The following is a 20,820-nucleotide window of genomic DNA, read 5'->3' on the forward strand; positions in this document are numbered from 1 at the left end:
TGTCGTTCCTCATTTCCGGTTCAGGATGCGGTTGACGTCGGTGGGGTTGACCAGGTCCGGAACCGTCCAGCCGTCGAGGTCGTACTCCGCCATCATCGACTCGGCGAAGCCCTTCATCGCGTCGGTCTCCCCCTGGGCCTCGGCGGCGAAGAGGATCTCGGCCTTCACGTTCTCGTGGTTGCCGGAGTAGTTGCGCTCGTAGAGCTCGTGGCGGCCACCGAACTCGGTGCCGACGGCGTCCCACAGCGCCTTCATCACCTTGACCCGGTCGACCGCGTCGTAGCCGTTGGAGCCGCGGACGTACTTGTCGAGGTAGGGCCGGACCTCCGGGGTCTTGAAGTCGATCGAGCTGGAGTTCAGGTAGATCAGACCGGACGCGACGTCCTGCATGATGATCTCCTTCACCCGCGGGTAGGCCTCGATCATCAGCTGGCGGTAGACCAGCCCGTAGTCGAGCTTCGGGAGCACCGTGCCGTTGGGGCCCTCGTCGGGGTTCAGCGCCATCGCGTCGGCCAGGGCCCGGAACGCGTTGCGGTAGCCGATCACCTCACCGACCCGGGTCTGGACGCCGCGGAAGTCCTTGGCACCGGTCGCCTCGAGGGCCTTGAGCAGCAGGCCGGCGATGAAGTCGAGCTTCACGGAGAGGCGGATGCAGCCGTGGAACGTGAACCGCGGGATGAAGCCGGACTGCGGGAAGAAGCCGTTGATCTTCTCCACGTCGCCGTAGACGAAGATGTTCTCCCACGGCACCAGCACCTTGTCGAAGACGAAGATGGTGTCGTTCTCGTCCATGCGGCTCGAGAGCGGGTAGTCGAACGGGCTGCCCATCACGTCGGCGGCCATCGTGTACGACGGACGGCAGATCAGCTTCACGCCCGGCGCGTCCATCGGGACGGTGCAGACGATCGCGTACTCCTTCTTCTTGATCGGGAGGCCGTAGTGCGCGATGAAGTTGTAGTTGGTGATCGCCGAACCCGTGGCCACCACCTTGGCGCCGGAAACGATGACGCCCGCGTCGGTCTCCTTCTCGACCCGCATGAAGACCTCGCCGGCCTCGTCGGGCGGCAGGTCGCGGTCGACCGGCGGGTTGATGATCGCGTGGTTCCAGTAGGTGAGCCGCTCCTGGCTCTCCTTGTACCAACGCTTCGCGTTGTCCTCGAAGGGTGCGTAGAACTCGGTGTTTCCGCCGAGCGTCCCGAGGAAGCTCGCCTTGTAGTCGGGGCTGCGGCCCATCCAGCCCCAGGTCTGCCGGGCCCACGCCTCGATCGCGTTCTTGTCCTTGACCAGGTCGGCCGAGCTGTGCGGCGCCCGGAAGAACGGGTGCGTGAAGCCGCCGTTGCCGGTGTCGGTCGGCACGGTGAGTACGCCGGCACCCGTGACCGCGTCCTCGTGGAGCGCGTCGTAGAGCCGCGCGGTCATCCGGACCGGGTTGCGGAACGCCGGGTGCTCGGTGACGTCCTTGACGCGTTCTCCGTAGATCCAGATCTCGCGGTCGTCGCGGATCGACTCGATGTACTCGTCACCGGTCATCGGGCGGACGTCGTTGAGCCCTTCGGTGACGGTGCTGAGCTGGCGGTCCTGGGTGGCGGTCATGGTGTTTCCCTTCAGTGGTTGTGCGCTGTGCGGGGTGCGGTTGGGGGTGCGGTTGGGGGTGCGCTGTGTCGGGTGCAGTGGAGCGGTCAGACCCGCGTCGCCTCGGGCAACGGGGTGAAGCAGGCCGTGGAGTCGAACCAGCCGTGGGCGGGGTTGTCGATCGAGCCGTCCCAGTGGACGCCGGTCTCGAGCGGGCTGAGGTGGCGGAACGTGCCCGCGTGGAACAGCAGCGGGTCGCGGCCGGGGATCTCCACCGACTCGACCTCGCCGATGACGATCAGGTGGTCGCCGCCGTCGTACGTGCGCCAGGCCCGGCACGAGATCGTCGTGGCGGTGCCCTCCAGCACGGGTGCGGTCGGGCCCTCGACCCAGGCCGGCGCGTCGGCGGCCGGGCGGCCGGCGAAGTGCCAGGCCACGTCGAGCTGGTCGGCGGCGAGGACGTTGATCGCGAACGGCTTGTCCGAGAGGTACTCGCAGGCCTTCGAGTTGCGCCCGAGCGTGACCTGGGCCAGCGGCGGGTCGAGCGAGACCGCGGTGAAGGCGTTGACAGTGGCCCCGTGCGGTTCGCCGTCCCCGTTGGTGCACGTGACGACCGTGACGCCGGTCGCGAACTGTCCGAAGGCATCCCTGAGCTGACGGGGATCCATCTCGTTCACCTCCAGTGGTGTACGCTGTGCGTACGACTTGCACGCTTTGCGTTCACTAGACAGTGGCTCACGTCACAGTGCTACGTCAACGGGTGGAACCACCCGTTGCGATACCCATTTGGGCAGGATTGGGAGGCTGCACCTATGAATCAGCCGGACGAGGCGGGAACCGACCGCGATTTCATCCAGAGCATCGAGCGCGGCTTCACGGTCCTGCTCGCCTTCGACGAGGACGCACCGACCCCCTCGGCGACCGAGATCGCCGACCGGACCGGTCTGTCACGCCCGGCCGTACGCCGGATCCTGCTGACCCTGCAACGCCTCGGCTACGTACGCGGCTTGGGGAGCCGGTGGACGTTGACCCCGCGCGTCCTGATGATCGGGGCGCACTTCGCCGCGACGCACGACATCGTGAAGGTCGCCCAGCCGCACCTGCAGCGGTTGACCGAGCTGACCCACGAGTCCTCCTCGTTGAGCCAGCTCGACGGCACCTCGGCGGTGTGCGTCGGACGGGTGCACGTGCACCGGATCATGGGCCTGAACGTCGAGATCGGCACCCGCCTGCCCCTGCACGCCACCTCGATGGGCCGCGTACTGCTGGCCTGGGCCGACCCGTCCGTCGTCGGCGAGGCGGTCGAGGGCCAGCGCCTGGAGGCACTGACGCCGCACACGGTCACCGACCCCGTCGAGTTCCGCGACGTGCTTCACGACGTGCGCACGAAGGGCTACGCGGTGGTCGACAGCGAGCTCGAGATCGGGTTCCTGTCGGCGGCGGTGCCACTGCGCGCACCCACGGGCGAGGTCGTGGCCGCCCTGGCCTACTCCACCTCGCGGGTGCGACACACGGCGGCCGAGGTGGAGTCGGAAGCGGTTCCGCACCTCATCGAGATCGCCGCGGCGATCGAGTCCGACTACGCCGCCGCGGGCGACGTACGGAACCGGCTCACCTCCGGCCGGCGGGACGGGTTCTTCTAGGTGGACTTCGGGTCGTCGGCCAGGGAGATGCGCAGCTGCTCCAGCACCCGGTCGACGGCCGGCGTACGACGCTCGGGGTGCCAGCCGATCGCCAGCTCCACCGTGGCGTTGTCGGTCAGCGGCCGGAACGTGACGCCCGACAGCTGCAGCGCACTCACCGACTCCGGCACCAGCGCCACACCGAGACCTGCCGCCACGAAGACGACCAGGGTCGAGGTCTCGGCGACCTGCACGGCCTTGCGCGGGCTGAACCCGGCGCGCTGGCAGGCGGCCAGCACGGTGTCGTGCAGCACCGAGCGGTGCTCGGACGGATAGGTGACGAACGGTTCGTCGCGCAGGTCGCGCACCCGGACCGACTCGGCCTCGGCCAGCGGGTGGGTCGACGGCAGCGCGACGACCAACGGCTCGCGGCGTACGACGAACACCTCGATGTCCTCATGGGGCACGGGTGTGCGCATCAGCGCGATGTCGATCGTGCCGTCGCGCAGCGCGAGCACCTGGTCGGGCGTGAGCATCTCGCCCTTGACGTCGACCTCGATGTCGGGAAGGGCAGCGCGCAGGTCTCGCGCCAGCTGTGGCAGGAGCGAGTAGGTGGCCGAGCCGATGAAGCCGATCGAGACCCGGCCGACCTCACCGGCGTCCACACGCGCAGCCTCGACGCCGGCCTGGTCGACCGCGGCCAGGACGGCCCGCGTGCGTTCGAGGTAGCGGGCACCGGCCGGGGTCAACGCGACCTGGCGGGTGGTGCGGGTGAACAGTGCGACGCCGAGCTCGGCCTCGAGCTGGCGGATCTGTTGCGACAACGGCGGTTGGGCCATGTGCAGGCGTTCCGCGGCCCGGCCGAAGTGGAGCTCCTCGGCGACCGCGACGAAGTAGCGGAGATGACGCAGTTCCATATCCCCATCATATGAGTAGTTGCGGAATGGATATCCCCAACCTATGGAACTCGGGGCGTTGCCTTCCTAGATTGGGTACATGCCTGCATCAGCAACCGACATCGTCATCTGTGAACCCGTGCGCACGCCGGTCGGCGGATTCGGCGGAGCCTTCGCCGACGTCGACGTCAACGACCTCGCCGCCACCGTCCTGACCGAGCTCACTCGCCGCACCGGACTCGGCGAGGGCGACGTCGACGACGTCGTGCTCGGCCAGTGCTACCCGAACGGCGAGGCCCCGGCGCTCGGCCGGGTGGCCGCCCTCGACGCCGGACTCGGCACCGGCGTCCCGGGCCTGCAGATCGACCGGCGCTGCGGCTCCGGGCTGCAGGCCGTGCTGTACGCCGCGATGCAGGTCTCGACCGGTGCCGCGAACATCGTGGTGGCCGGCGGCGCTGAGTCGATGTCGCGCGCCGAGCACTACGCGCTCGGCCTGCGCCAGGGCGTCAAGGGCGACGGCGTCGAGCTGATGTCGCGCCTGGCCCGAGGGCGCGTCACCGCCGGCGGCAAGCTCCACCCCGTGCCCGGCGGCATGATCGAGACCGCCGAGAACGTACGCCGCGAGTACGGCATCACCCGTGAGGCCCAGGACGCACTGGCCGTCCGGTCGCAGCACAACTGGCGCGACGCCAACGAAGCCGGTCGGTTCAAGGACGAGATCGTCCCCGTCACGATCCCCGGCAAGCGGGGCAAGCCCGACACTGTCGTCGACGTCGACGACCACCCGCGCCCCGGCACGACCCTCGAGGCGCTGGCCGGCCTGCGCCCGATCATGGGCCGCACCGACGACGCGGCGACCGTCACTGCCGGCAACGCCAGCGGCCAGAACGACGGCGCCGCGATGTGCGTGGTGACCACCCGCGAGGAGGCCGACCGCCGCGGACTCGACGCGTTCGTCACGCTCCGCTCCTGGGCCGTTGCCGGAGTCGGCCCCGAGGTGATGGGCATGGGCCCCGTGCCCGCGACGGCCACCGCGCTGTCCCGCGCCGGCCTCACCCTGGCCGACCTCGACCTGATCGAGATCAACGAGGCCTTCGCCGCGCAGGTGCTCGGATGCCTGACAGAGATGGGAATCGACGCCGACGACCCGCGGCTCAACGTCAACGGCTCCGGCATCTCGCTAGGCCACCCGGTGGGCGCCACGGGGGCGCGCATCCTGGCCACACTCTCGCGCGAGATGCGCCGGCGCGAGTCGACGTACGGGCTCGAGACGATGTGCATCGGCGGCGGGCAGGGCCTGGCCGCGATCTTCGAGGCGGTCCGATGAGCCTCCACCACGAGATCACACCGGGCCCGACCGGCGCCCCGACCGTGGTCCTCTCCAACTCGCTCGGCGCCGACCTGCACATGTGGGACCGCACCATCGACGACCTGGCCGAGCACTTCACGGTGGTCCGCTACGACACCCGCGGCCACGGCAGGTCGCCGGTCGTCGAGGGCAGTGCGAGCCTCGACGACCTGGCCGACGACGTGATCGGCCTGCTCGACGAGCTCGACCTCGAGAAGGTCCACTTCGTCGGCCTCTCGCTCGGCGGGATGACCGGCATGCGCCTGGCCGTCCGCAACCCCGACCGCATCGACCGGCTCGTGGTGCTCTGCACCTCGGCGTACCTCGGCCCGGCCAGCAACTGGCTCGACCGTGCCGCGACCGTGCGCGCGAACGGCGCCTCCGCCGTGGCCGAGGCCGTCGTCGACCGGTGGTACTCCCCCGGCTTCCTGGCCTGCGAGACCGACCGCGTGGCCGCGGCCCGTGCGATGGTGTCGAGCGCGAGCGCCGAGGGGTACGCCGGGTGCTGCGAGGCGATCGCCGGCATGGACCTGCGTGACCAGCTGGTCTCGATCACCGCACCCACACTGGCGATTGCCGGCACCGACGACCCCGCCACGCCACCGCCCCACCTCAAGGCGATCGCCGAGACGGTGGTCGACGGCCGCGTGCTCGAGGTGGCCGACTCGGCCCACCTCGCCAACGACGAGCAGCCCGCCGTCGTCAACCCGGCGATCATCGCCCACCTGCAAGGAGAAGACTCATGAGCGTCCCGCTCGACAAGGTCGTCAGCTCGGCCGCCGAGGCGGTGGCCGACATCAAGTCCGGCAGCCAGATCGCCGTGGGCGGGTTCGGCCTGGCCGGCATCCCGTGGTTCCTGATCGAGGCCCTGCTCGAGCAGGGCGCCGACGAGCTCGAGATCGTCTCCAACAACTGCGGCGTCGACGGTGCCGGGCTCGGGCTGCTGCTCGAGGCCAGGCGGATCCGTCGCGTGATCGCGTCGTACGTCGGGGAGAACAAGGAGTTCGCCCGGCAGTACCTCTCCGGTGAGCTCGAGGTCGAGCTGACCCCGCAGGGAACCCTGGCCGAACGCATGCGCGCCGGTGGCGCCGGGATCGGGGCGTTCTTCACGCCGACCGGCGTCGGCACCGCGGTCGCCGAGGGCGGGCTGCCCTGGCGCTACCACCCCGACGGTTCGATCGCGATGGCGTCCTCGCCCAAGGAGGTGCGCTCCTTCCACGGCCGCGAGATGGTGCTCGAGGAGTCGATCGTCGCCGACGTCGCACTGGTGCGCTGCGCTGTGGCCGACCGTCACGGCAACCTGCGCTTCAACAAGTCCGCGCAGAACTTCAACCCGGCCGTCGCGATGAGCGGACGGCTCACCATCGTCGAGGCCGAGAGGGTCGTCGAGGCCGGCGAGATCGCACCGGACGACGTCCACGTGCCCGGCGTCTTCGTCGACCGGGTGGTCGAGCTGACCCCCGAGCAGGCCAGTCGCAAGCAGATCGAGAAGGCCACCACCACGCCGCGTCCGGAAGGCAACTGACATGACCGACACCTCCGTCAAGATCGGCTGGAGCCACGACGAGATGGCAGCGCGCGCCGCGGCCGAGCTCTCCGACGGCCAGTACGTCAACCTCGGCATCGGCATGCCCACGCTGATCCCGGGCCACCTGCCCGCGGACTCGTCGGTCGTGCTGCATGCCGAGAACGGCATCCTCGGCGTCGGCCCCTATCCCTACCCCGACGAGCTCGACCCCGACCTGATCAACGCCGGCAAGGAGACCGTCACGGTCAAGGCCGGTGCGTCGTTCTTCGACTCGCCGACCAGCTTCGCGATGATCCGCGGCGCCCACCTCGACGTCGCCGTGCTCGGCGGCATGCAGGTCTCGGTCACCGGCGACCTGGCCAACTGGATGGTGCCGGGCAAGATGGTCAAGGGCATGGGTGGCGCGATGGACCTGGTGCACGGCGCGAAGAAGGTGATCGTGCTGATGGACCACACCACGCGTGACGGGTCCTCTAAACTCCTGACCTCCTGCACGTTGCCGCTCACCGGCCGGGCCGTCGTACAACGCGTGATCACCGACCTGGGCGTCTTCGACGTCAACGTCGCCTCGTTCACCGTCGTCGAGCTGGCCCCGGGCGTGACGTTCGAGCAGGCGAAGGCCGCGACCGACGCCCCCCTGGTGGCCTGACCGCCGTACGCCGAACCGCCCCGGAAGGTTCTTCCGGGGCGGTTCGGTGATTTCGGGTCCGGCTGGTCACACGAGCGGGCCCGCGTGGGACCGTCCGACAGGTAAGCAGGCGGCGTCACCGGGACGATTCACGCTCAGTGCCGCCTGCGCCTGCCCCACTTACCTGTCCTACGGTCCGCCAGCGTGCGTGCCTGGCGAATCCAGAGCCGTCCGGTGCGTGCGATGGCAAGGCCGAGGAGGGAAGGCGGCCTTTTGAGCGGAGCGGCCGTCGACCGACGAGAACGCAGCCAGCGTGCGTGCCTGGCGACTCCAGAGCCGTCCGGCGCGTGCGATGGCGAGGCCGAGGAGGGAAAGCGGCCTTTTTGAGCGGAGCGGCCGTCGACCGACGAGAACGCCGCCAGCGTGCGTGCCGGACGGCTCGGCCAGGGTCGTCCGGTGCGTGCGCTGGCAAGGCCGAGGAGGGAAGGCGGCCTTTTGAGCGGAGCGGCCGTCGACCGACGAGAACGCCGCCAGCGTGCGTGCCGGGCGACTCTGAGGTCAGGCGTTGATGTCGGAGGGGTGAGTGGCCAGGGCCGTCACCTTGATCTCCATGTAGGGGAACAGCGGCAGCGCCGAGAGCATCGTGTGCAGCTCGTCGGCGTCGGCCACGTCGAGAATGGAGATGTTGGAGTACTCCCCCGCGATGCGCCAGATGTGCGGCCACTTGCCGGCCTGCTGGAGCTCCTGGGAGTAGGCCTTCTCACGGGCGACGATGTCGGCCCGGACGTCCGGATCCAGGTCGTGCGGGATCCGGACGTCCATGCGGGCGTGGAACAGGGCCATCAGGCGGGGTCCAGGACGAAGTCGTACGTCGTCTGGTTGCCGTTGCCGGACTCGGCGGGCTGGATGTCGAGCAGCAGCTCAGGCTTGACGGCGGAGGCGATGTCGTCGTCGTTGTGCGGGTCGCCCGGGAAGTAGAGTTGGGTGGTGATCAGCTGGTGCTCCGGCGCGGAGACCTTCAGGTGTAGGTGGGCCGGGCGCCAGGCGTGCCAGCCGGCCGCGCCGATCAGCTTCCCGCAGGAGCCGTCGGTGGGGATCTGGTACGGCGCGGGCTGCATCGTGTTGATCCAGTAGCGGCCCTCGTCGTCGGCGGTGATCGTGCCGCGCAGGTTCCACTCGGGGATGCCGGGGGCGAACTGGCTGTAGAAGCCCGCCTCGTCGGCGTGCCACAGCTCGACCTTGGCGTTGGGGACCGGCTCACCGGCCAGGTTGGTGACCTGGCCCTGGAAGAGCAGCGGGGTGCCCTGCTCGTCGTCGCGCATGGGCATCGTCGCCTCGGCGCCGAGCTCGGGTGCGCCGGGCACGTAGTAGGGGCCCTCGATGGTGCCCTTGGAGCCCTCGCGGTCGGCGTTGGCGACCTCTTCGACGACGTGCTCGACCCACACGTCGAGGAACAGCGGCCATTCGCCGTCCCGGCCGACGCCGATCAGCCACGCCTTGAGGGCGTTGAACTCGTCGTAGGTGACCTCGTGCTTGCGGATCGTCTCGTGGACGGCGTCGAGCACCTCGCGGGCGAGCAGGTCGACCCGCTCCTTGGGGGTGTTCGCGACGCCGGCGAGCTTGTCGGTCGTGAACCGCTCCGTGGCGGACGCACCCGAGGCGGCTGCGGTGGCGGTCTCAGTAGCGGCTGACATCTCTGTCTCCCTCTCGTTCGCTGTGCCGATGCGGTTCCGCCGGGAGTGACGGGCACCGGAAGTCCCTTCGAGGCTAGGCCCGAAAATTGATTCAGCACAAGGACTTGTTCTCGGAAGACAAAGAGGTACGACGTCTCAATGGCACCCTAGGCCAGACCTAGGGCTTTGCCGGGTGTGGCTCCGCTCACGACCTGTCAGTGTCGAGGGACACCACCGCCCCACGGCACCTTCGTCCCCGGGGCATCCACCGATCCGGAGGAACCCCATGAGCGAGACCTTGGCGCACGTGCGCGACACCCTCTCCAACGCGGTCGTCGATGACCGTGAGGCCGGCATCTACCGGGCCAACCGGAGCATCTTCACCGACGAGGAGATCTTCGAGCTCGAGATGAAGCACATCTTCGAGGGCAACTGGATCTACCTCGCCCACGAGAGCCAGGTGGCCGAGGCAGGTGACTACTTCACCACCTACATGGGCCGCCAGCCGGTCGTCATCACCCGCGACAAGGACGGCGAGCTCCACCTCCTGATCAACGCCTGCGCGCACCGCGGCGCGATGATCTGCCGCAAGAAGACCGACAACCGCACCACACTGACCTGCCCCTTCCACGGCTGGACCTTCCGCAACGATGGCAGCCTGCTCAAGGTGAAGGACCCCGACGGCGCCGGCTACCCCGAGACGTTCAACGTCAACGGCTCGCACAACATGACGAAGGTGCCGCGCTTCGAGAGCTACCGCGGCTTCCTCTTCGGCAGCCTGAACGACGACGTCAGCACGCTGGCCGAGCACCTGGGCGACACGACCAAGGTCATCGACATGCTCGTCGACCAGTCGCCCGAGGGCCTCGAGGTGCTGCGGGGCTCGTCGACGTACACCTATGACGGGAACTGGAAGGTCCAGGCCGAGAACGGCGCCGACGGCTACCACGTGACCGCGACGCACTGGAACTACGCGGCCACCACCTCACGCCGCGACACCGGCGAGTCCGCCAACGCGACGAAGACGCTGGACGCCGGCAGCTGGGGCAAGTCCGGCGGCGGCTACTGGTCCTACCCGAACGGCCACCTGTGCCTGTGGACCTGGGCCGGCAACCCGCAGGACCGACCGCTGTGGGACCAGATGGACGTGCTCAAGGAGAAGTACGGCGAGGCCAAGGGCGAGTTCATGGTGAAGGGCTCGCGCAACCTGTGCGTCTACCCGAACGTCTACCTGATGGACCAGTTCTCCACCCAGATCCGGCACTTCCGCCCGATCTCGACCGACCATACCGAGGTCACGATCTACTGCATCGCCCCGAAGGGCGAGAGCAAGGAGTCGCGGGCCTGGCGGATCCGGCAGTACGAGGACTTCTTCAACGCGTCCGGCATGGCCACCCCCGACGACCTCGAGGAGTTCCGCTCCTGCCAGCTCACCTTCCAGGCCACCAAGGCACCGTGGAACGACATGAGCCGGGGCGCCGAACACTGGCTGACCGGCCCGGACGACGTCGCCAAGGCCCTCGACATGCCCGGCGTCATCTCGGCCGGGTTGAAGAACGAGGACGAGGGCCTCTATCCCGTGCAGCACGGCTACTGGCGCGACGTGATGGTCGCCGCCGTCGAGGCCGAGGAAGCCGCAGCCGCCCGACGTACCGCCGACCAGGCCTGAGGAGCAACGCCATGACCACCACCGACACCGAGGGCACGAAGCTCATCACGCAGAACGCCATCGAGCAGTTCCTCTACCGCGAGGCGCGCTACCTCGACGACCGCGAGTTCGAGAAGTGGCTCGAGTGCTACGCCGACGACTGCGAGTACTGGATGCCCGCGTGGGACGACAACGACAACCTCACCGAGGACCCGCAGACCGACATCTCGCTGATCTACTACGCCAACAAGGGCGGCCTCGAGGACCGCGTGTTCCGGATCCGCACCGAACGCTCCAGCGCGACGTCGATTCCCGAGCCGCGCACGAGCCACAACATCAGCAACGTCGAGGTCATCGAGCGCCGCGGCGACATCGTCGACATCCGGTTCAACTGGCACACGATGTACTTCCGCTACAAGACGATCGACCCCTACTACGGGACCTCCTTCTACACGATCGACTTCTCCGGTGACCTGCCGTTGATCCGTCGCAAGACCGTGGTGCTGAAGAACGACTACATCCACCACGTGGTCGACGTCTACCACTTCTGAGAGGGAGCACCATGAGCCACCAGGTTGCCCTGAGCTTCGAGGACGGCGTCACCCGCTTCATCACCGTCGCGGACGACCAGACCGTCGCCGATGCGTCGTACCGCGCCCGCATCAACATCCCGCTGGACTGCCGCGACGGCGCCTGCGGGACGTGCAAGGCGTTCTGCGAGTCCGGCGAGTACGACGGCGGCGCCTACATCGACGACGCGCTCACCGCCGACGAGGCCGCCAAGGGCTACGTGCTGCCGTGCAGCATGAAGGCGAAGTCCGACCTGGTGCTCCAGATCGCCAGCACCTCAGCGGTCGCCAAGACCAGCGCGGCGACGTACACCGCGACGCTGACGCAGTTCGAGAGGCTCTCCGAGAGCACGGTGTCGTTCACCTTGGAGACGCCCGAGCGGAGCAAGCTCGCGTTCCTGCCCGGGCAGTACGTCAACCTGGCCGTGCCGGGCACGAACGAGACGCGTTCCTACTCGTTCTCCAACGCCCCCGACGGCGAGGGGCTCACCTTCCTGGTCAAGCTCGCCCCCGGCGGCCTGATGTCGGAGCACCTCGCGAACAAGGCCGCGGTCGGCGACGAGATGACCTTCACCGGGCCGAACGGCAGCTTCTTCCTGCGAGAGGCCGACCGGCCGCTGCTGCTGCTCGCCGGCGGCACCGGGCTGGCGCCGATCCTGTCGATCCTGCGCAAGCTGCGCGACTGCGGCACCGAGCGCGCGGTGCACCTGGTGTACGGCGTCAGCAACGACACCGACCTCGTCGAGCTGGAGACGCTGGAGGAGCTGGCCGGCCAGATCCCGACGCTGACCTGGGGGCACTGCGTCTCCGACCCGGAGACCAAGGCCGCCAACCAGGGCTACGTGATGAGCCTGATCGAGCCCGAGCACCTGCACGGCGGCGACGTCGCGGTCTACGTGTGCGGTCCGCCGCCCATGGTGGAGGCCGTGCGCACGCACTTCGCCGACGAGGGCGTCGAGCCGACCGGGTTCTACTACGAGAAGTTCGCGCTCTCCGGCACGCCGACCGCGAAGGCGGCCGACCCTGCTCCGGTGGTCGAGGCGGTTCGTCCCTCGACTCCTCAGGAACCGTCTCGGGACCAGGCCGAGGATGCCGCTGGTTTCGAGACAGGCGCTGGCGCGCCTTCCTCAATTCCGCTGGTGGAGGAGGTTGCGCAGCAACCGTCTCGAAACCAGGCCGACGAATCCCTTGGTCTCGAGACAGGCGCTGGCGCGCCTTCTTCAACCAGCGGACCGGCTGGCGCGTCGAATCGCCTTGCAGGGCAGGAGATCTTCCCGGCCCGCGAGGTGACCCCGCTCCACGCGACCGCTGCTCGGCGTACGCCGGACGAGGAGGCCGCGACCGCGCGCAGCATCGCCGGCCGACAGGTCGCCAAGGTCGGCTCGGACGCCGCGCCGACCCCCTTCGAGGCCACCGACGACGAGGACCTGCTGGTCACCGGAGGGCGCGGCATCGCCAAGCAGGAGATGTTCGCCGCCCGCGAGATCGCCCCGCTGCACGAACCCGTGCAGGAGGTGCCGGCCGCGGCCGCCGCGCCCCCCGGCACCTACGAGATCGGCGAGGAGCACCCGTCGGTGCACGAGTCCGACGCCCTCTTCGAGGCGCGTGCCGCACTCGAGCTCGGCGCCCTCGAGCTGGTCATCGGGCGGCTCTCCTCACGCCAGGTCACCGGCTACCGGCTGCTCGCCGAGGCCACCGTGCCGTACGTCGAGGGCGACCGCTTCGTCGACGCCGCGGCGTACACCGAGACCAACGCAGCCTTCCACGACTACCTGTTCACGCTGACCGGCAACGAGCACCTGCTGCAGGCCTACCAGGCACTCGGGGTCCAGGGGCACATGGAGGACGTGCTCCGGCACGCCACCTGGTGCCACCCGAGCTGCACCCAGGACCACCTCGACATCGTCGACGCCTTCGAGGCCGGCGACCGGGTGCGCGCCCGCGAGCTGATCACCGCGCACGCGGACCGCTCCAAGGAGACCACTCGACGCGCCATGGACGAGGCCCGCACCCGGGCGCTGCCGAAGTTCATCACTCCGGGCCGCTTCGCCGGCAAGGTCGTGGTGATCACCGGGGCCGCCCAGGGCATCGGCGAGCGCACTGCCCGCCGGGTCAGCGCCGAGGGCGGGTCCGTCGTGCTGGTTGACCGCTCCGACCTGGTCGGCGAGCTCGCCGCCGAGATCGGCAGCACCGCACGGCCGGCGCTCCCCGTCGTCGCCGACCTGGAGAGCTGGTCCGGCGCCGAATCCGTCGTCGCCGAGGCGCTGCGCCGCTTCGGCCGGATCGACGTGCTGATCAACAACGTCGGCGGCGCGATCAACTTCAAGCCGTTCACCGAGTTCACCGACCAGGAGATCCGCGCCGAGCTCGACCGCTCGCTGCTGACCACGCTCTTCACCTGCCGCGCCGTGCTGCCCGGCATGGTGGAGCGCGGCCGTGGCGTGATCATCAACGTCTCGTCGGCAGCCACCCGCGGCATCCACCGGATCCCCTACTCGGCAGCGAAGGGCGGCATCAACGCGATCACCGCCTCCCTGGCCGTGGAGTACGCCGAGGCCGGCATCCGCGTCGCAGCCACCGCACCCGGTGGCACGGAAGCCCCACCGCGCCGCATCTCGCGCGGCACCCCGGAGGCCACGAACGAGCAGGAGCAGGCATGGTTCCAGGCGCACATCGACCAGACCCTCGACTCCTCGCTGATGCGCCGCTACGGCACTCTGGACGAGCAGGCCGCAGCCATCACGTTCCTGGCCTCGGACGAGGCGTCGTACATCACCGGAAGCACGTTGCCTGTCGCCGGCGGCGACCTCGGCTGAGTCGGACTAGCGTGACGGGATGATCTCTCATCTTCCGGGGCACGTGTTCGTCGGACGGGAGGCCGAGCTCGAGGCACTGGGCCGGTTGCTCACCGCCGATCCCGGCCGTCCGGCCATCGTCGTGGTCGAGGGTCCTGCCGGCAGTGGGAAGACCACGCTGGTCGACGAGTTCCTGGCCCGCCAGCCGGGGCTGACGGTCGCGCACGCCGGTGCCACGGCCTGGGAGTCCGGCCACCCGTACGCCGTACTCGAGCAGCTCGGGGTCAGTGTCGACCCGGACGCCGACCCGGTCGTCGCGGCCCGCGCCCTCCTGCCCGAGCTCCGCGACCGTGCGGGTGACGGCCGGCTGATCGTGATGGTCGACGGTGCCGACAAGGCCGACGCCGGTTCGCTGATGGCACTGCACTCCGCCGCCCGCCGGTCCCCGACGACGGTGCGGGCGATCCTGACCGCACGGGGCCCGGTGCGTGCCGACCTGCCCGACCTGAGGCGGTTGCACATCTCCGAGCTCGACCGCACCGAGGTGCGCCAGATCGCCCTCCAGGCGGGGGTGGCGCTCACCGACCGCGACGCGAAGGCCCTCCGCGACCACACCCGCGGGAACCCGGCCCTGGTCATCGAGCTGCTCACCGAGGCACCGGATGCCGTGTGGACCGACTGGCAGCAGCCCCTGCCCGCCACCCGACGCCAGGTGACGGAGGTGCGCACACGACTCGAGGGTGCCCCGCCGTCCGCCCGCAGGTTGGTCGAGGCGGTCGCCGTGCTCGGCGACCGCTGCAGCGAGGGTGAGGCGACCCAGCTGGCCGAGGTCACCAACGACCCGGTCACCGCGCTCGACACCGCGGAGACGACCGGCCTGGTCCGGCGCGACCTGCAGCTGGGCGACCACGTGCTCCGCTTCGCGGACCCGATGACCCGCTCCGCCGTGCTCGAGACGATGCCCGTGCGTCGTACCCACCGGCTGCACGGCAAGGCCGCCGACCTGGTCGGCGACGAGTTCCGTGCCCTGTCCCACCGGGTGCTCTCCGGTCTCGCACCGGGCCAGGAGCTGCTGGGCGAGCTGCGCGCGTACGCCGACCGCCAAGCCGCCGAGGGCGCCTGGGGCCGGGCCGCCCATGCCCTGATCCGGGCCAGCCGGATCGAGCGCGACCCGGCCCGGCGAACCGCCCTGCTCGTCGACGGGGTCGACGCCCTGGTCGGTGCCGGCGAGCTGCCCGAGGCCAACCTGTTCACCGACGAGCTCGAGGCCGCGCCGCGGTCGGCCCGCATCGACGCCACCCTCGCCTACGTCTCGATCCTGCGCGGCCGCCCCGCCGAGGCCGACCTGCTCCTGGACCGCGCCTGGCAGGACTGGGACTCCGCGCAGCCGGAGGTGCGGGTCCTGGTCAGCGTGCGCCGGGTGCTGCACGCGCTCGGCATGTGGGACCCGCAGGCGCTGGTCGAGTGGTCGGACCGGGCGATCGACACCGGCGACCCCGACAGCCCGGCCGGGCTCGAGGCGGCCGCGATGCGCGGCATCGGCCTCGCCGCCTGCGGCCGGTGGGACGAGGCCCTCCGCGCGTACGACGAGCTGGTCCGGCGAGTGCCGACAGGTCCACAGTCACAACGGATCCGGATGGGACGCGGCTGGGTCGACCTGGCGCGCGGCGAGCAGGTCTCGGCGCGCCACGACTTCGAGGGTGCCGTGCCGACCCGGTTCCGGATGGGCTCGACGCGCATCTCGCTGTGGGCCCAGGCCTGGCTGGCCCGGAGCCTCTTCCAGCTCGGGGACTGGGACGAGGCCCTGGCCGTGGTGGCACGGGCCGGCCGTGAGGTCGCGGAGTCCGAGCACCACCTGATCCGCCCACTCGTGCACTGGACCGGCGTACAGGTCAATGCGCTGCGCGGCGACCAGGCCGCCGCCCGCGAGCACCTGCGCCGGGGCGCCGCCGCGTCGCAGGACTACCCGATCATGCAGATCCCGGCGGCGATCGCCCGCGCCAACTTCGCCGAGGTGGCCGCCGACTACGAGGGCGTCGTCCGGGCACTCGAGCCGCTGCTGGTCCTCTTCGCCGATCGCCCCGACGAGCCCGGCTTCTGGCCCTGGCGCGCCCTCTATGCGAACGCCCTCGTGCTCACCGACCGGGCCGACGCGGCGCGCGACTTCGTCGCCCACCACCTCGCCCTCGCCGTCGAGCGCAACCACCGGTCCGACCAGGCCGCCCTGTTGGCCGTCTCGGGCCGGATCCGCTGCGGCGACGGCGACATCGACGGGGGCGTCGGCGACTTCGAGTCCGCGCTCGAGCTGCTCTCCGGGATGCCCCTGCCCTTCGAGCGCGCCCGGGTCAACTTCAGCTACGGCCAGGCCCTGCGCCGCGCGGGACGACGACGCGAGTCGGCGATCATCATGCGCGCCGCCCGCGACTCCTACGCGACCCTCGGTGCGACGTCGTACGTCGAGCGCTGTGACCGCGAGCTGAACGCGGCCGGCCTCAACTCCCGGCGTACCGACGGCGTCACCGACCTCACGCCGCAGGAGACCGCCGTCGCCGACCTGGTCTCGCGTGGGCTGAGCAACCGCGAGGCCGCCGAGCAGCTCTACATCTCGGTGAAGACCGTGCAGTACCACCTGACCCGCATCTACACGAAGCTCGGCATCCGTTCCCGCGCCGAGCTCGCGGCCCGGCACCGGCCCCGAGACCCGGAAGACGACACGTGACCCAACCCACCGCTCCCCACCGCCACACTCGACCCGGTGGATCATGGCCCAGCCTGCGCGGGCTGCTCGACGACCTCGGGCCCACCCAGGCAGCCAACGGCCTGGTCGCGCTGATCTTCGCGGCCACCGGTCCGGTGGCGGTGATCCTGGCTGTCGGCACGGCCGGAGGACTCAGCCGCGTCGAGATCAGCTCGTGGATCTTCGCGGTGTTCTTCCTCAACGGCCTGCTGACCATCGTGGCCAGCTGGGCCTACCGGCAGCCGCTGTCGTTCTTCTGGACGATCCCCGGCACCGTCGTGGTCGGCAAGTCGCTGGACCACCTGACCTGGCCCGAGGTGCTCGGCGCGTTCCTCGTCACCGGAGCCGTGATCGCCGTGCTCGGACTGACCGGCTGGGTCGGCCGGGCGATGGCGGTGATCCCGTTGCCGCTCGTGATGGCCATGGTCGCGGGGGTCTTCCTGCGCTTCGGCACCGACCTCGTCGGCGCGGTCCGGTCGGACGCCGCCATCGCCGCGCCCATGGTGCTGGCCTTCGTCGTCCTGAGCCGGATGAGGTCACTGGGCCGCTGGATGCCGCCGGTCCTCGGGGCGCTGCTGGTCGGCGCGGCCGCGGTCGGGATCGCCGGGTCGTTCTCGCCGGCCTCGGGCCCGGCGCTCGCCGCCCCGACGTTCCAGGCACCGGTCTTCACGACGGGGGCGCTGCTCGAGCTCGTCGTGCCCCTCGCGATCACCGTGCTCGTCGTGCAGAACGGGCAGGGCGTCGCGGTGCTGAACCAGGCCGGCCACCGCCCACCGATCAACGTGGCCACGGTCCTGTGCGGCATCGGGTCGATCCTCAGCGCGACAATCGGCGGCATCTCCTCGTGCCTCACCGGCCCGACCAGCTCGCTGCTGGTCGCCTCCGGGAGGAAGGAACGCCACTACGCCGCGGCCGTCGTCTGCGGAGCACTCGCCCTCGTGGTCGGCCTGTTCGCCCCGCTGTTCGTGCGGTTGATGCTGGCCACCCCGCCGGCGTACGTCGCCACGCTCGGCGGGCTCGCCATGCTCCGCGCACTGCAGGGCGCGTTCGTCGCGTCGTTCGCGCACCGCTTCACCCTGGGCGCGCTGGTGACGTTCCTGGTCACCATCACCGACGTGACGATCTTCAACATCGGTGGAGCGTTCTGGGGCATCGTGCTCGGCCTGGCCACCTCATGGATCCTCGAGCCGGCCGACTTCGACGACCGGGAGTGACCCGGCCGGGCTCAGCGGTCCTGGCGGTAGCGCTCGAGCTTCTCGTCGTCGATCTCGATGCCGAGGCCGGGACCCTGGCGCACCAGGAGCTCGCCGTTGGTGATCTCGAGCGGCGTGGCCAGCAGGTCGTCGCTCATGTCGAGGAAGTTGGAGAGCTCGCCGGCCCGCCGCGAGGTGAGCTTGTACGCCGCCCCGAAGGCGGCGCTGCACAGGGAGCCGACCTGGCCGTCGATCTGGTTGCCCATCACGACCTCGACGCCGAGCGACTCGGCGAGGTGGTGCACGCGCTGCGACATCGTGAAGCCGGTGCGGGCGGTCTTGATGCTGACCATGGTGGCCGAGCCGCCGAGGATCTCGCGGGTGACCTCGGCGGGGGTGGCGACGGACTCGTCGGCCACGAACGGGATGTGGCACTGCTCGACGAGCCAGCGGCGGCCGAGCACGTCGTCGGCCGGGTTGAGCTCCTCGGCCATCGAGAGGTCGAGGTCTTCCATCAGGCGCAGGGCCCGGGCCGACTCCGACGCGGTCCAGCCGCGGTTGCCGTCGATGTAGAGCTCGATGCGATCGCCCAGGCGCTCCCGGATCGCCCGGCAGACGGCGATGTCCAGCTGGATCGGGGTGCGCCCCACCTTCACCTTGAAGGTGCTGATGCCGTAGGTCTCGAGCATCCGCTCGGCCTCGTCGGCCATCTTCACCGGGTCGTCGAAGCCGAGCATGTGGGAGACCTTCATGCGATCGGTGTAGCCGCCGAGCAGCTGTGACACCGAGACACCGGTGGACTGGCCGATGATGTCCCACAACGCCATGTCGACCGCGCCCTTCGCGGTCGGGTTGGCCACCGTGCGGCCGAGCCGGGCGTGGATCAGCTCGCGGTCGAACGGCGACTCGCCGTCCATCGCCGGCGCGAAGATCGAGTGGATGACCTCCTTGATCGAGGCCTGGGTCTCGCCGTAGGTGAACGGGCGGGGCGGGGCCTCGGCGGTGCCGACCAGCCCCTCGTCGGTGTGCACGCGCACCAGGATGTGCTCGGCCACCCGCACCTCACCGCTCGCGAAGACCAGGGGCTTGCGATAGGGGATGGCAAAGGGAATCGCCTCGACCTTGGTGATCTTCATCGTGGCTGCTCCTGGTGTGGCGGCGAATGTCGTCCCTCTCAGGCTAAGGCGCGGATTGATACAACACAAAGACTTTGTACGGCGCCATTAGGAGTCCCTGCATCTCGACGGAGCCTCAGGTCCAGGCTTCCTCTTGACCAATACGTTAGTCGTGGCTAACGTATTGCTCATGACCGACGCACTGTCCGCCGCTGCCGAGCCGAACCGGCGACGCATGCTGCAGCTGCTCGGCCGGGGACCCCGCACGGTCAGCGAGATCGCTGCGGAGTTCACCTCGACCAGGTCGGCCGTCTCCCAGCACCTGTTGCTGCTGGCGTCGGTCGGTCTCGTCGAGGCGGAGAAGGTCGGGCGCACGCGGATCTATCGCGTCGTGCCCTCGGGACTCCGCCAGCTCCAGGCCGAGATCGACCGGTTCTGGACCGACGAGCTCGACCAGCTCGTCGCCGACGCCCATGCCCACAACGCACGCAAGGAAAGCCCATGACCTACTCCAGGACCGTCCAGCTGCCCGTCACTCCCGACGAGGCCTTCGCCCTGATCACCGAGCCGGAGCGGCTGCGCCGCTGGCAGGCCGTCTCCGCATCCGTCGACCTGCGGGTCGGCGGCGACTACCGCTGGACGGTGACCCCCGGCCACCTCGCCGGCGGCACGTTCCGTGAGGTCGTGCCCGGCAAGCAGGTCGTCTTCGGGTGGGGATGGGACACCGACACCGACCTTCCCACCGACGCCTCCACGGTGACCATCACCCTCGAGCCCAACGCCGACGGCACCGCCGTCACGCTGGTCCACGAGGGCCTGAGCCCCGAACAGGAGGTCGGCCACGCCGAGGGCTGGAACCACTTCCTCGAGCGGCTCGAGACGGTGGCCGCCACCGGCGACGCCGGCCAGGACGAGTGGGCCTGGGCTCCGGAGAACCTCGACCCGTTCGTCGCGGCCGAGGCCGTCCTGGCCGCGATCCAGCCGGTGCTGCGCGGGCTCACCGCCGAGGACCAGCCCAAGCAGACGCCGTGCGCGGACTTCACCTGCCACGACCTCGCCGAGCACCTCTTCCACTCCCTCCAGCAGCTCGGCGGAATGGCCGGCGGCACGGTCACGAACCCGGAGGCCGGCTCCCTGGAGAACCGCGTCTCGGTGATGACCGACCAGGCGCTCACGGCCTGGCGGGCCCGCGGACTCGAGGGCACCGTCGCCGGACCCGGTGGCCGCGAGTTCCCCGCGTCGTTCTTCGCCGGCATCCTCCCGATCGAGCTGCTGCTGCACGGGTGGGACCTGGCCCAGGCCAGCGGCCAGGAGCTGAGGGTCTCTGACGAGCTGGTCGGCTACGTCCGCGAGCTGGCCGAGACCGTCGTGCCCGGCGGGCGCGGCTCCTCGTTCGGCGACGAGGTGGTCGCCGCCGAGGGCGCCTCCCCCGTCGACCGGCTGGCCGCGTTCGCCGGCCGTACGCCGATCGCCGCCTGAGCCATCCTGAGAACAGC

The 20,820-nt window shown here is 70.1% G+C and carries 18 protein-coding genes; 12 read left to right on the forward strand and 6 right to left on the reverse strand.

Annotation, left to right across the window (positions count from 1 at the left end; all coding sequences use genetic code 11):
* Positions 1–9 precede the first annotated feature (9 nt).
* On the reverse strand, positions 10–1,593 hold the full coding sequence (locus ASD30_RS14100; RefSeq protein WP_056682482.1) for a 4-hydroxyphenylacetate 3-hydroxylase family protein: 1,584 nt from the start codon (positions 1,591–1,593) through the stop codon (positions 10–12).
* An 86-nt stretch (positions 1,594–1,679) separates the two neighbouring features.
* A complete protein-coding gene (locus tag ASD30_RS14105; RefSeq protein ID WP_056682485.1) occupies positions 1,680–2,240 on the reverse strand; it encodes a flavin reductase family protein in 561 nt (186 codons plus the stop codon).
* 144 nt (positions 2,241–2,384) lie between these two features.
* Between ASD30_RS14105 and ASD30_RS14110 the strand changes: the two genes are divergently transcribed.
* Positions 2,385–3,215 (forward strand): IclR family transcriptional regulator domain-containing protein, encoded by an 831-nt coding sequence (locus tag ASD30_RS14110; RefSeq protein ID WP_056682488.1) that lies wholly within the window; start codon positions 2,385–2,387, stop codon positions 3,213–3,215.
* Here ASD30_RS14110 and ASD30_RS14115 read toward each other — a convergent pair.
* The gene (locus ASD30_RS14115) at positions 3,212–4,111 is read right to left on the reverse strand and encodes a LysR substrate-binding domain-containing protein (RefSeq protein ID WP_056682491.1); all 900 of its coding nucleotides are present in this window, start codon (positions 4,109–4,111) and stop codon (positions 3,212–3,214) included. The two genes, ASD30_RS14110 and ASD30_RS14115, sit on opposite strands and share 4 nt — an antisense overlap.
* Before the next feature lie 79 nt (positions 4,112–4,190).
* On the opposite strand from ASD30_RS14115, the gene ASD30_RS14120 reads away from it, so the two are divergent.
* From ASD30_RS14120 to ASD30_RS14135, 4 genes are read left to right on the forward strand one after another with little or no spacing between them, the layout of a single operon-like run.
* Positions 4,191–5,417: an acetyl-CoA C-acetyltransferase gene (locus ASD30_RS14120; RefSeq protein WP_056682493.1), complete on the forward strand. Its 1,227-nt coding sequence runs from the start codon at positions 4,191–4,193 to the stop codon at positions 5,415–5,417.
* A complete protein-coding gene (gene pcaD, locus ASD30_RS14125; protein ID WP_056682496.1) occupies positions 5,414–6,184 on the forward strand; it encodes a 3-oxoadipate enol-lactonase in 771 nt (256 codons plus the stop codon). Before ASD30_RS14120 ends, pcaD begins: the two co-directional genes overlap by 4 nt.
* Positions 6,181–6,963: a CoA transferase subunit A gene (locus ASD30_RS14130; protein WP_056682499.1), complete on the forward strand. Its 783-nt coding sequence runs from the start codon at positions 6,181–6,183 to the stop codon at positions 6,961–6,963. Before pcaD ends, ASD30_RS14130 begins: the two co-directional genes overlap by 4 nt.
* 1 nt (position 6,964) lies before the next feature.
* Positions 6,965–7,615, forward strand: a complete 651-nt coding sequence (locus ASD30_RS14135) for a 3-oxoacid CoA-transferase subunit B (RefSeq protein ID WP_321163511.1) — start codon at positions 6,965–6,967, stop codon at positions 7,613–7,615.
* Positions 7,616–8,152: 537 nt separating this feature from the next.
* On the opposite strand, the gene catC is transcribed toward ASD30_RS14135, so the two are convergent.
* Together catC and catA are read right to left on the reverse strand one after the other, a co-directional pair.
* Positions 8,153–8,437 carry a muconolactone Delta-isomerase gene (gene catC, locus ASD30_RS14140; protein WP_056682502.1) on the reverse strand — a complete coding sequence of 95 codons (285 nt, stop codon included), beginning with the start codon at positions 8,435–8,437 and terminating at the stop codon, positions 8,153–8,155.
* Positions 8,437–9,288 (reverse strand): catechol 1,2-dioxygenase, encoded by an 852-nt coding sequence (catA, locus tag ASD30_RS14145; RefSeq protein ID WP_056682505.1) that lies wholly within the window; start codon positions 9,286–9,288, stop codon positions 8,437–8,439. The genes catC and catA overlap by 1 nt, the downstream gene beginning before the upstream one ends.
* A gap of 265 nt (positions 9,289–9,553) precedes the next feature.
* On the opposite strand from catA, the gene benA reads away from it, so the two are divergent.
* Genes benA through ASD30_RS14170 form a run of 5 tightly spaced genes read left to right on the forward strand, consistent with a single transcriptional unit; the run spans position 9,554 to position 18,230 of the window.
* Complete coding sequence (gene benA, locus ASD30_RS14150) at positions 9,554–10,936, forward strand: benzoate 1,2-dioxygenase large subunit (RefSeq protein ID WP_056682508.1); 1,383 nt, start codon at positions 9,554–9,556, stop codon at positions 10,934–10,936.
* An 11-nt stretch (positions 10,937–10,947) separates the two neighbouring features.
* Positions 10,948–11,466, forward strand: coding sequence for a benzoate 1,2-dioxygenase small subunit (gene benB / locus ASD30_RS14155; protein WP_056682512.1), 519 nt, complete (start codon positions 10,948–10,950; stop codon positions 11,464–11,466).
* Positions 11,467–11,477: 11 nt separating this feature from the next.
* A complete protein-coding gene (gene benC / locus ASD30_RS14160) occupies positions 11,478–14,300 on the forward strand; it encodes a benzoate 1,2-dioxygenase electron transfer component BenC (RefSeq protein WP_056682515.1) in 2,823 nt (940 codons plus the stop codon).
* 19 nt (positions 14,301–14,319) lie between these two features.
* Positions 14,320–16,998 (forward strand): LuxR family transcriptional regulator, encoded by a 2,679-nt coding sequence (locus ASD30_RS14165; RefSeq protein WP_082563838.1) that lies wholly within the window; start codon positions 14,320–14,322, stop codon positions 16,996–16,998.
* Positions 16,995–18,230 carry a benzoate/H(+) symporter BenE family transporter gene (locus ASD30_RS14170; RefSeq protein ID WP_056682525.1) on the forward strand — a complete coding sequence of 412 codons (1,236 nt, stop codon included), beginning with the start codon at positions 16,995–16,997 and terminating at the stop codon, positions 18,228–18,230. Before ASD30_RS14165 ends, ASD30_RS14170 begins: the two co-directional genes overlap by 4 nt.
* An 11-nt stretch (positions 18,231–18,241) precedes the next feature.
* Here the strand turns inward: ASD30_RS14170 and ASD30_RS14175 are convergent, their stop codons facing one another.
* Positions 18,242–19,345: a mandelate racemase/muconate lactonizing enzyme family protein gene (locus ASD30_RS14175; RefSeq protein ID WP_056682528.1), complete on the reverse strand. Its 1,104-nt coding sequence runs from the start codon at positions 19,343–19,345 to the stop codon at positions 18,242–18,244.
* 169 nt (positions 19,346–19,514) lie between these two features.
* Here ASD30_RS14175 and ASD30_RS26630 point away from each other — a divergent pair, with 169 nt between their 5' ends.
* Both ASD30_RS26630 and ASD30_RS14185 read left to right on the forward strand, forming a co-directional pair.
* Positions 19,515–19,829, forward strand: coding sequence for an ArsR/SmtB family transcription factor (locus ASD30_RS26630; RefSeq protein ID WP_156388790.1), 315 nt, complete (start codon positions 19,515–19,517; stop codon positions 19,827–19,829).
* Positions 19,826–20,803 carry a TIGR03086 family metal-binding protein gene (locus tag ASD30_RS14185; RefSeq protein WP_056682534.1) on the forward strand — a complete coding sequence of 326 codons (978 nt, stop codon included), beginning with the start codon at positions 19,826–19,828 and terminating at the stop codon, positions 20,801–20,803. Before ASD30_RS26630 ends, ASD30_RS14185 begins: the two co-directional genes overlap by 4 nt.
* The last annotated feature ends 17 nt before the right edge of the window (positions 20,804–20,820 follow it).

This window comes from Nocardioides sp. Root140 (assembly GCF_001426745.1).
Classification (GTDB): domain Bacteria; phylum Actinomycetota; class Actinomycetes; order Propionibacteriales; family Nocardioidaceae; genus Nocardioides.